Annotated in this window: 6 protein-coding genes; 3 read left to right on the plus strand and 3 right to left on the minus strand. The window is 74.3% G+C overall.

All coding sequences use genetic code 11. From position 1 onward, the window contains the following. Positions 1 to 34: 34 nt before the first annotated feature. The 3 genes from ACFCY7_RS37110 to ACFCY7_RS37120 all read right to left on the minus strand — a co-directional run bounded on the left by ACFCY7_RS37110 (position 35) and on the right by ACFCY7_RS37120 (position 5,950). A complete protein-coding gene (locus ACFCY7_RS37110) occupies positions 35 to 1,576 on the minus strand; it encodes an alpha/beta hydrolase (RefSeq protein ID WP_376490489.1) in 1,542 nt (513 codons plus the stop codon). 64 nt (positions 1,577 to 1,640) lie between these two features. Then, positions 1,641 to 3,212: an alpha/beta hydrolase gene (locus ACFCY7_RS37115; protein ID WP_376490490.1), complete on the minus strand. Its 1,572-nt coding sequence runs from the start codon at positions 3,210 to 3,212 to the stop codon at positions 1,641 to 1,643. Between the two features lie 74 nt (positions 3,213 to 3,286). Continuing rightward, positions 3,287 to 5,950: a flippase-like domain-containing protein gene (locus tag ACFCY7_RS37120; RefSeq protein WP_376490491.1), complete on the minus strand. Its 2,664-nt coding sequence runs from the start codon at positions 5,948 to 5,950 to the stop codon at positions 3,287 to 3,289. A 156-nt stretch (positions 5,951 to 6,106) separates the two neighbouring features. Here ACFCY7_RS37120 and ACFCY7_RS37125 point away from each other — a divergent pair, with 156 nt between their 5' ends. The 3 genes from ACFCY7_RS37125 to ACFCY7_RS37135 all read left to right on the plus strand — a co-directional run bounded on the left by ACFCY7_RS37125 (position 6,107) and on the right by ACFCY7_RS37135 (position 11,294). After that, a complete protein-coding gene (locus tag ACFCY7_RS37125) occupies positions 6,107 to 6,523 on the plus strand; it encodes an MGMT family protein (RefSeq protein ID WP_376490492.1) in 417 nt (138 codons plus the stop codon). A gap of 284 nt (positions 6,524 to 6,807) precedes the next feature. Then, the gene (locus ACFCY7_RS37130) at positions 6,808 to 10,374 is read left to right on the plus strand and encodes a UvrD-helicase domain-containing protein (protein ID WP_376490493.1); all 3,567 of its coding nucleotides are present in this window, start codon (positions 6,808 to 6,810) and stop codon (positions 10,372 to 10,374) included. A gap of 152 nt (positions 10,375 to 10,526) precedes the next feature. Next, positions 10,527 to 11,294 carry a hypothetical protein gene (locus tag ACFCY7_RS37135; RefSeq protein WP_376490494.1) on the plus strand — a complete coding sequence of 256 codons (768 nt, stop codon included), beginning with the start codon at positions 10,527 to 10,529 and terminating at the stop codon, positions 11,292 to 11,294. Positions 11,295 to 11,530: the final 236 nt, after the last annotated feature.

Below are 11,530 nucleotides of genomic sequence, written 5' to 3' on the forward strand. Positions count from 1 at the left end.
GACCTCGTGACGAGGTCCGGGCCCTTCCGGCCGTTCAGCAGGTCGTGCCGTACGCCGGGACCTTCCCGTCCAGGAAGTACGCGTCGACCTTCCGCGTCACGCACGGCGAACTGCCGTAGGCCCCGTGCCCCTCGCCCTTGTTGGTGACCAGGACCCCGACTCCGGCCCCGAGCTCCTTCGCCATCTTCTCCGCGCCCTCGTACGGCGTGGCCGGGTCGCCCGTCGTGCCGACGACCAGGATCGGGGCCGCGCCCGGGGCACTCGCCTGCGGAGTCCGCCGCTCGCCCTTCACCGGCCACTGCGCGCACCAGCCCGCCGTGTCCCAGGCGAGGAACGCGCCGAAGACGGGAGAGATCCGGCGGAACTCCGGCAGCAGCGCCTTCGCCTGCGCGGCGGTCGGCCGCTCGCTGGAGTCCGCGCAGGAGATCGCCCGCTGGGAGTGCGACTGGGTGCTGTAGTGGCCCTTCGCGTCCCGGTCGTTGTAGAAGTCGGCCAGGTCCAGCAGGGCGCTGCCGTCGCCGCGCTCGGCCTCGGCGAGCGCCCCGGTCAGCAGCGGCCAGTTGGCCTTCCCGTACAGCGTGACCGCGATGCCCGTGAGGGCCAGGCCCTCGGTGAGCCGGCGCCCGCCGACGGGCAGCGGCTCCCGGTCCAGCTTCCGCAGCAGGCGGGCGATCCGCTCGGTCCCGGCCTTCGGGTCCTCGCCGGTGCTCTTCAGGTAGTTGTCCAGGGCCCGCTGGAAGCCGATCGTCTGGTGGCGGGCGTGCCCGGCGGTGTCGGCGGTCGGGTCGACGACGGCGTCGAGGACGATCCGGCCGACCCGCGCGGGGAAGAGGTGCGCGTACGTGCCGCCGAGCTGGGTGCCGTACGAGATGCCGAAGTAGTGGAGCTTCTCGTCGCCGAGGACCTGCCGCAGCAGGTCCATGTCGCGGGCGGTGGCGGTGGTCGTGGTGTGCGGCAGGACCTTCGCGGAGCGGCGGGCGCAGCCGGCGGCGAAGGCGGCGCCGTCCGCCAGGTAGGCGGCCTCCTCGGCGGGTGTGTCCGGGACGACGTCGACGGAGGCCTCGGCCGCGGCCAGCTCGGCGTCGTCCCGGCAGACCACTCCCGCGCTGCGGCCCACGCCCCGCGGGTCGAAGCCGACCAGGTCGTAGCGCTCGTTCAGGTTCCCGTACTCCTCGGCCGCCTGCGGCAGGATGTCGACGCCGGACGCGCCGGGCCCGCCGAAGTCGAACAGGAGCGAGCCGATGCGGCCGCTCTTGCTCCGGGCCTCCTTGCGGATCAGCGCGACCGGGATCGTCTCCCCGTCGGGCTTCGCGTGGTCGAGCGGCACCTTCACCGTGGCGCAGCGCCACTCCGAGCCGGGCAGCGGCCCGCTCTCCGGGGCCTCGCAGGATTTCCAGTCGGGGCGCTGGCCGGTGAGGGAGGCGGGGAGCGCGGGGGCGGTCGCCGGGTCCGTCGACCCGGCGCCGGCGGTGGCCGGCGGGGCCTTCGTCGGCCCGGTCGCGCCCCCGGTGCCCGTGCATCCGGCGACGAGCACCCCCGTCACGGCCAGCACGGTCATGCGTACGCGTATGGACATGTGTTCCCCCAGGGTCCCGGCAAGGCGGCCATCCTAGGGGGCCGGGACGTCCCCTTCGGACGGCCTACTTGCAGACGGTCCCGGAGGCGGGCACCTTGCCGTCCAGGAGGTAGCCGTCCACCGCCTTCTTCACGCACTTGTCGCCGCCGTTGTAGGCGCCGTGGCCCTCGCCCTCGTACGTCAGCTCCACGCCGACGCCCTTGCCGAGCGCGTTCACCATCGACCGGGCGCCCTCGTACGGCGTGGCCGGGTCGCCGGTGTTGCCGACCACCAGGATCGGCGCCGAGCCCGGCGCGGACACGTCCGGGTGCTCCCACAGGCCGGGCACCGGCCACTGCGAGCAGCTCGCGAGCGCCCAGCCCATGAAGTCGCCGAAGACGGGGGAGGCCTCGCGGAACTGGGGGAGCCGCTCCTTGGCCTGCCCCAGCGTGTAGCGCTCCTTGAAGTCGACGCAGTTGATGGCGGCGTTGGCGGCCTGGATGTTGCTGTACGAGCCGTTCTGGCCGCGCCCGTTCATCGCGTCGGAGAGCGACAGGAGCAGCGCGCCGTCCCCGCCGTCGGCCGCGTCGAGCCCCTGCTCCAGGTACTGCCAGTACTCCTTCGAGTACAGCGATTGCGCGATGCCGTTGGTGGCCTGCGTCTGGGTGAGCTTCCGGTCGCCGATGCCGGGGATCGGCTCCTTGTCCAGCGACGCCAGGAGGTCCATGACGAACGCCTCGATCTCGGCGACCGTCGAGCCGGGCAGGGTGCAGGCGTCGCCGCGGTCGACGCAGTCCTGGGCGAAGTTGTCCAGGGCGAGCTGGAAGCCCTTCGCCTGGCCGAGGGCACCGTCCTCGACGCCCGCGTCCGGGTCGACCACGGCGTCGAAGACGGCCCGGCCGACGTTCTTCGGGAACAGGTGCGCGTACACGCCGCCGAGTTCGGTGCCGTACGAGATGCCGAAGTAGTGGAGCTTCTCGTCGCCGAGGACCTGGCGCATCAGGTCCATGTCCCGGGCGGCGTTCTCGGTGCCGACGTGCGGCAGCGCCGGGCCCGCGTCCTTCTCGCAGCCGGTCGCGTACTTCTTCTGCGCGTCCGACAGGGTCCGCTCCTCGGCCTCGTCGTCGGGCGTGAAGTCCAGGGCGTAGTAGGCGTCCAGCTCCTTGTCCGTGGCGCACTCGACCGGATCGCTGCGGCCCACCCCGCGCGGATCGAAGGACACCAGGTCGTAGCGGCCGCGCAGGGTCTCGTACGTGGACGCGAAGCTCGGCAGCGCGGTGACCCCGGAGCCTCCGGGTCCGCCGAAGTTGAAGATGAGCGAGCCGATCCGGTCGTCGCTGTTCCTGGCCCTGGCCCGGATGAGGGCGAGCTCGATCGTCTCGCCGTCCGGCACCGACCAGTCGAGCGGCGTCTGGAGGAAGGAGCACTCCCAGGTCGCGCCGCCCGGCAGCGGCGAGGGCGCGGGCCCGCCGCCCTCGGCCGCCGACGGCGCCGGGCAGGGCTCCCACGACAGCTTCTGCGAGGTCAGCGCCGAGACCCCGGTGCCGCTCGGCTTCGTCGCGTCCGCCGTGCCGTCGCCCCCGTCCGAGCACCCGGCGGCGAGCAGCACGGTGGTGGCGGTGAGCAGGGCGGCACGCTGGGCGGCGGAGATCGGCATACGCCCATCGTGGGCCGCCGCCCGCCCGCCCGCGCGGGACGAGGGGCCAACCGGGTGCCCCCGAGGGCGTCCGCCTACAGCGCCTCGCGCTTCGTCAGCCAGTTGAAGCAGAGCCAGCCCGGCAGGACCGGGATCCACAGCGTGAGCAGGCGGTACAGGAGCACCGCCGGGGTCGCCACCTCCAGCGGCAGGCCCACCGCGACCAGACCGAAGGTGAGCGCGCCCTCGACCGCGCCGACACCGCCCGGCGTCGGCGCCGCCGAGCCGAGCGCGTTGCCCGCGAGGAAGACGACGGCCACGCTCGCGTAGCTGACCGACTGGTCGCCGTGGCTGAAGGCCCGGATCGACGCGTCCAGGCAGAGCACGAACAGACCGGTGAGGAGCAGCATCCCGCCGATGCCGGTCGCCAGCTTCATCGGCCGCTGGAGCACGTCCAGCATGCGCGGCACCACGCCGGCGAACAGCGAGCGCAGCCGCGTCGACACGAACTTGCGCATGAACGGGATCGCCGTCACGACCAGCACCAGCACCGCGACCGTCAGCAGGCCGGCGATGACCGTCCTCGACGGGGTGAAGGACTGCGACTTCTCCGTCCCCGTCAGATAGCCGAAGGAGAGCAGCAGCAGGATGTGCGCCCCGAGCCCGAACAGCTGCGAGGCGCCGACGCTCGCCACCGCGAGCCCCGGCCGTACGCCCGAGCGCTGGAGGAAGCGGGTGTTCAGGGCTACACCGCCGACCGCCGCCGGGGCGACGATCTTGACGAACGAGCCGGCGACCTGCGCCACCACCGTCCGCCAGAACCCGACCCGCTCCGGCACGAAGCCCAGCAGGCTCATCGCCGCCGCCACGTAGCTCAGCGCCGAGAACAGCACCGCGGCCGCCACCCAGCGCCAGTCCGCCTGGCTGATCGTCGACAGCGGGGTCCGGGCGATCTGCGACAGCAGGAAGTACGCGGCGACCGCGCCCGCGATCAGACTGACCAGGGTCCGCGGCTTGATCCGCTCCAGGCGGACCGGCTCCACCGGGGCCTGCGGGCGGATCAGCAGCACCTGCTGCCGGATCTGGGCGAGCAGGTCCTCCTCGCGGGCCTCGTCGAGCGCCGTGTCGAGGGCCCGCTTCTCGGCCTTCTTGTCCGCTCTCTTCTCGGCCTTCGCCCCGGCCTTGATCCCGGCCTTCTTCTCCGCCGGTACGTCCTTCGGGTCCGCCGAGGCCGCGGCCTTCGCGAGCTCACGCTCGTGCTTCGCCGCCTCGGAGGCCGCGAGCACCGCCTCCCGCTCCCGCGCCGACCGCTCGCGCGCCAGCCTCCGCAGCGTCGCGCGCGTGGAGCGGCTCAGCGCGATCGGCTGGAGCAGCGGCAGGCAGTCCGCGACGGTGTCCGGTCCGAGGACCCCGACGGCCGCGGCGACCGCCCGCTCCGCCCCGACCCGCAGACCGAGCGTGGTGAGCAGCTGGGCGATGTCCATCCGCAGGATCAGGTCGCCGGCCGCGATCTCGCCGCCCCGCAGATCGGTGAGGATCACCTTGCCGGAACGATCCACCAGGATCGCGTCCCCGGCCAGTCTGCGGTGCGCGATCCGCCGCGACTGGAGCGCCCGGACCTGCCGCCACGCGCTGGTGACCAGCTCGTCGGTGATCTCGTCGTCGTCGAGCGAGTCCAGGCTCCGGCCGCCGATGTGCTCGTACACGAGCATCACCGCGTCCGGGCCGAGCTCCGAGGTGGCGATCAGCTTCGGCGCGTTCGCCCCGGCGGCGATGGCCGCGTACGCGAGCAGCGCCTCCTGCTCCAGCGCCTGGCGCAGCGAGACGATCGACCGGCGGGTGGTGATCGTCCGCAGGGTGATCCGCCGCCACGCGCGGTAGAAGAAGCCGTGCGCCTGCTGCTCCCGGTCGACGACGGTGACGTCCAGCGGAGGCCCGTCCTCCAGGGTCACGATGTACCGGCGGCCGCGGTCCCCGCTGTCCGCCGAGTCCGGCACGCCCTCGGCGCGCAGCGCCGTCACCGGGCGGAAGCCCACCCGGCGCAGGCCGGCGAGGAGGGTCTGCCCGGTGGGCCGGACGTTGGGGGAGCCGACCGCGTAGAGCGTGCCGTACGCCACCGTCCAGCCGATCAGGACGGTCAGGATGATCGACAGGGCGGTGGTGTAGCCGGCCACCAGCATCGTGAACGCGTCGAGCAGCAGCACCACCCACAGCGACACCCGCCAGCGGGGCCTGCGGGCCATGCCGACGGCGGTCATGTACGCGATGACGGGGGCGAGGTAGTTGTGCACCGGGTCGGTGAGCCCGCCGCCGGACTGCGGCTGGGTCAGCGCGTCCTGGATGGTGCCGGGCGCGGCCTGGGCGACCCACAGGTCGGTGGCGAGGGTGACGCCGTGCGCGAGGACGGCGGCGAGGACGCCGTCCGCGATGCGCAGCCCGTCCCGCTTGATCAGCCGCTCGATGGCGAAGGCGACGGGGACGAGCAGGACGGCGATCGACGAGACGAGGCCGGCGATCTTGACGAAGACGTCGGGGGCGCCGACGGCCCCCTTGTTGATGTCCTCTTCCAGGCCCGAGGTCGTGGCGTGGGCGAACGCCGCGATGGCGATGACGAGCCCGATGGCGAGCAGGCCGACGAGCAACCGCATCAGATCGGAGGGCCGGTGGACCCGGGCGGCGAGCAGCGGCTCGTCCCCGGAGACCCGCTCGGGCACGTCGGCCTCGCCCTCCTCCTCAGGAGGCTGCGTGTCGTGCCCCATCACCCTGTCCGTCTCTTCGTACGCGTCGCGTCGATCACGTTCTTGTTCTCGTACTTGTCGCTCTTGATCTCGTATCACCAGTCACCGCCCGGACGATGGTGGCACGAAGAGCCGCCGCGCGGAGGCATCAGGGCCATGTCGGTGGGGTGAGGCAGGATGGGGCGGATGAGCATGGAGGAACCCGTGGGGGAGACCGGAGAACTGCCCGAGTACGCGGAGCGGGTGCTCGACGTCGCCGACGGGATCCCGCCGGGCCGGGTCATGACGTACGGCGACGTGGCCGAGTGGCTGGGCGAGGGCGGGCCGCGGCAGGTGGGCCGGGTGATGGCCCTCTACGGCGGCTCGGCACCGTGGTGGCGCGTGGTCCGGGCGGACGGCACCCTCCTCCCCGGGCACGAGCTGCGGGCCCTCGGCCACTACCGCGACGAGGGCACCCCGCTGCGCGCGGCCGGCCCCGCGTCCGAGGGGCACGTACCCCGCATCGACATGCGGCGGGCACGCTGGGACGGCACCGCGGACCCGGCATCCGGCGACGGCGGGGGTACCGGCGGGGGTGCCGGAACTCACACCTGAGGGCGCGGGCCCGGAAGGCGCCGGTGAGGCGGCCCCGCCGGGGTGGACGCGGCCCGGAGTACGGCTCGTCGGCGGCCCGCTTCGCGTAACGTCGACGTGCGCGACCCGCGGACCGGCCGCACGACCGGCTCCCGGGACGACTCGGGCGGCGGCCTCCCGGCCGGCTTCCGGGACGACTCCCGCGGCGGCCTCCCGGCCGGCGCCCGAGGCGCACCCCGAGGCGGCGGCCACGGCACACGGCCGCCTCACCCGCACCACCACACCCACCAGGACCGGCGATCCACGTGAGCACCTCCTCCACCACCCGGCGTACGCCGCCGCACCAGGGACAGCCGTACCCGGGTCCGGGACGGCAGCGGACCCCGGGCGCGTACCGACTGGTGCGCACCACGCCGGCCCCGCTGGATCCCCCTCAGCTGGACGCAACCCAGCGGCAGGTGGTTGACCACCGCGGCAGACCTCTTCTCGTCCTCGCCGGACCCGGCACCGGCAAGACGACGACGCTGGTCGAAGCCGTCGCCGCCCGCATGGAAGCCGGCGCCGACCCCGAACGCCTCCTCGTCCTCACCTTCAGCCGCAAGGCCGCCGTCGAACTCCGCGACCGCATGGCCGCCCGGCTCGGCGGCCGCCGCCCGCCGCAGGCGACGACCTTCCACTCGTACTGCTACGCCCTGATCCGCGCCCACCAGGACGCCGAGCTCTTCGCCGAACCGCTCCGACTCCTCTCCGGACCCGAGCAGGACCTCGCCGTCCGCGAACTGCTCGCCGGCCACATCGACATGGAGAAGGCCGGGCTCGGGAGCATCCGCTGGCCCGACGAACTCCGCGCCTGCCTCACCACCCGCGGCTTCGCCGACGAGGTGCGGGCCGTCCTCGCCCGCTCCCGCGAACTCGGCCTCGGCCCGGACGCCCTCGCCCGCTTCGCGGACCGGGTCGGCCGCCCCGACTGGAAGGCGGCCGCCGGCTTCCTCGCCGAGTACCTCGACGTCCTCGACCTCCAGGGCGTCCTCGACTACACCGAGCTCGTCCACCGGGCCGTCCTCCTCGCCGGCGACGTGACCCTGCCCGCGTACGACGCGATCTACGTCGACGAGTACCAGGACACCGACCCCGCCCAGGTCCGGCTCCTGCACGCGCTCGCCGGCGGCGGCCGGGGCGACGTCGTCGCCTTCGGCGACCCGGACCAATCCATCTACGCCTTCCGCGGCGCCGACGTGAACGGCATCCTCGACTTCCCCGCCACCTTCGGCGGCGCCCCCGTCCGCGTCCTCGGCACCTCCCGCCGCTCCGGCGCGACGCTCCTCGCGGCGACCCGGCAGCTCGCCCTGCGCATGCCCATGCACCGGCTCCCCGCCGACAAGGTCCGCGCCCACCGCGACCTCACCCCCGTCAGGGACGGCGGCCGCGCCGAGGCGTACACCTACCCCACCGCCTCCGCGGAGGCCGAGAACATCGCCGACCTCCTCCGCCGCGCCCACCTCGAGGACGGCGTCCCCTGGCAGGACATGGCCGTCCTCACCCGCGCCGCCGCCCCCCTCCCCTCCCTCCGCCGCGCCCTCACCTCCGCCGGCGTCCCCGTCGAAACCGACGCCGCCGACACCCCCCTCCGCCACGAACCCGCCGTCGCCCCCCTCCTCCTCGCCCTCCGCGCGGTCTCCTCCGACCCGTTGACGGGCCCGGCAACGACTGAGGCCGCACCTGAGGCCGACCTTGTGGCCGAGCCCGCGTCCGGGTCCGGCCCGGCGGCGGCCGAGCCCGCGCCTGAGGCCGACCCTGTGGTGGGCAATCGTCCGCCAGGGGCGGAACGGGTGGGCACCACCACCCACAGCGCCGCACCGCCGGCGCACCCCGCACCCACCGAGCCCGACGCCGACGAGGCCCTCGCACCCGCCGAGCCCGAGCCCGCCCCCGACGCCGCCGCCCGCCAGGACCCCGCCGACGCCCCGCCGGCCGGCACCCGCACCACCCCCACCCCCACCTGGCTGCCCGTCGACACCGCCCTGGAACTCCTCGCCTCCCCCCTCGCCGGCATCGACCCCGCCGACCTCCGCCGCCTCGGCCGCGCCCTCCGCGACGAACAGCGCGCCGCAGGCAACAAAATCCCGCCCCCCTCCGACGTCCTCCTCGCCCTCGCCCTCGCCGAGCCCGAGCGACTCGCCGCCCACGACCCCGCGTACGCCCGCGGCGCCAAGCGGCTCGGCGACCTCCTCCGGGAGACCCGCGCGCTGCTCGGCGCCGGCGGCACCGCGGAGGAGGCCCTGTGGGTGCTGTGGAACGGCACCCCGTGGCCCGGCCGCCTGGAGCGCGCCGCCCTCCGCGGCGGCCCCGCGGGACGCAACGCCGACCGGGACCTCGACGCCGTCTGCGCGCTCTTCGAGACGGCCGCCCGCGCCGAGGAGCGGGTCGGCGGCCGGGGCGTCCTCAACTTCCTGGAGGAGCTCGACGCCCAGGACATCGCCGCCGACACGCTGACCCGCCGGCACACCCGCCCGGACGCCGTCCGCCTCATGACCGCCCACCGTTCCAAGGGACTCGAATGGAGCTTCGTCGTCGTCGCCGGCATGCAGGAGCGGCTCTGGCCCGACCTGCGCAGGCGCGGCTCGCTCCTGGAGGCGGACCGCATCGGCCGCGACGGCCTGGCCGAGCCCCTCACGCCGGGCGCCCTCCTCGCCGAGGAGCGACGGCTGTTCTACGTGGCCGCCACGCGCGCGCGTGACCGGCTGGTCGTGACGGCGGTCAAGGCCGCGGCCGAGGACGGGGACCAGCCGTCCCGCTTCCTCACCGAGCTCGGCGCCGAACCCAAGGACGTCCCCGGCCGCCCCCGCCGCCCCCTCGCCGTCTCCGCCCTGGTCGCCGAGCTGCGCGCCACCACCGTCGACCCGGACGCCTCGCCCGCCCTGCGGGAAGCGGCGGCCCACCGGCTCGCCGCCCTCGCCGCGCTCACCGACGAGGAGGGCCAGCCGCTGGTGCCGGCCGCGCACCCGGACCGCTGGTGGGGCCTGTTCGAGCCGACGCGCGGCCCGGAGCCGCTGCGCGAGCGCGACCGGCCCGTGGCGCTCTCGCCGAGCGCGCTGGAGAACCTGGTCGGCACCTGTTCCCTCCAGTGGTTCCTGGGCCGGGAGGTGAAGGCGGCGGCGCCCGCCACCGCCGCCCAGGGCTTCGGCAACGTCGTCCACGTCCTCGCCGACGAGGTCGCCTCCGGCCGTACGCCCGCCGACCTCGACGTCCTCATGGCCCGCCTCGACTCCGTCTGGGACGCACTCGCCTTCGACGCGCCGTGGAAGTCGGCGCAGGAGAAGGGCCACGCGCGCGTGGCCCTCGAACGCTTCCTGCGCTGGCACGTCATGGACCGCGGCGGCCGCACCCCCGCCGCCTCCGAGCACGGCTTCGACGTGACCCTGGAGGCGGGCGCGTACGAGGTCCGCATCCGCGGCTCCATGGACCGGGTCGAGACCGACGACCAGGGGCGCGCGTACGTCGTCGACTTCAAGACCGGCAAGTCGGCCCCCACGCGCGACGAGGTCGCCCACCACCCGCAGCTCGCCGTCTACCAGCTCGCGGTCCGCGAGGGCGCCCTCGACGAGGTCTTCGACGGCCGCCGTCCCGAGCCGGGCGGCGCCGAACTCGTCCAGCTGCGGCAGAGCGCCCCGCAGAAGGAGGGCGGCGACGCCCTGCCGAAGGTGCAGGCGCAGGAGCCCCTGGCCGGCGAGTGGGTCGGCGAGCTGCTCGCCACCGCGGCCGGCCGGGTCCTCGACGAGCGGTTCACCCCGAGCACCGGCCAGCACTGCACGACCTGCGCCTTCCAGGCCTCGTGCAGCGCCCGGCCGGAGGGCCGCCAGGTCGTCGACTGACACCCGCCCGACGCTTTGTGCGGAGCGTCACGTTCCTCTCCGTGCATCCTTTGTTCGGCCTCACACGTCAAAGTCTTCGCGACGTCCGTGTAAAGACGTCGTCAAGACAAGCTGTGAAAGTGCCGTCCAGGACGGCTGTGAGGAGTACGCGCATGAGGGCCGACAGGAAGCTCTGGGCAGTGGCGACGGTCTGCGTGGCCGTGGTCGCGGGTGTCACGGGCTGTTCCAAGGGCGAGGAGAAGGCCGCCGACCCCTTCGCCGGACTCACCGCCGACGCGATCGCCGACAAGGCGGTCGAGACGACGAAGAAGGCCACCGCCTTCCGCATGCACGGCACCGGCAAGACCGACGGCGAGGAGATGACCGTCGAGTTCTCCGTCGACGACAAGGCCAACTGCCAGGGCACCATGAAGGCCGCCAAGGGCGGCAGCGCCGAGATCGTCGGCACCGGCGGCACCAGCTACATGAAGGGCGACGACGCCTTCTGGAAGTCCTCCGGCGGTGAGGAGGGCGCCTCCGCGGAGGAGTCCGACTCCATGTCCGCGATGCTCAAGGGCCGCTGGCTGAAGATGCCGAACGAGAGCGGCGCGGGCGAGGGCGGCGCCGGCGCGTTCTGCGACCTGAAGCAGATCGTCAAGGACATGGACGAGGAGACGCCGCGCAAGGGCATGACCCGCGAGGCCGACGCCGACGTCGACGGCAAGCCCGCCGCCGTGCTCAGCAAGAAGGACAAGGCCGAGACCACGACCTTCTACGTCGCCAAGGACGCGGCCAAGCCGTACGTCCTCCGCGTCGTGACGACCGGTGGCGACGAGCCCGGCACCGTCGACCTGAGCGACTTCGACAAGCCGGTCACCGTCACGGTCCCGCCGGCCGACCAGACCGTGGACATGGCCGAGCTCATGAAGGGCGCCTCCTGACGCACCGGCCCGTGCCCGCGACGCACGACCGCTCGCCCGTGCCCGCGACGCACGACCGCGCGCCCGTGCCGGCGACGTACGAGTAGCGGGCACGCGCGCGCGGGGCGACGCTGGTGGGACGGCCCGGGGGAATCAGCGAGGAGGCTCGCATGACGTCCCACTCCCACCGCAAGCTCCGCGCCGCGGCCGTCGTCTGCGCGGTCGCCGTCGTCGCGGGTCCCGCGCCGGCGGCGGCC

The sequence above is a fragment of the Streptomyces sp. NPDC056361 genome (assembly GCF_042262805.1).
In the GTDB taxonomy this organism is placed as follows: Bacteria; Actinomycetota; Actinomycetes; order Streptomycetales; family Streptomycetaceae; genus Streptomyces.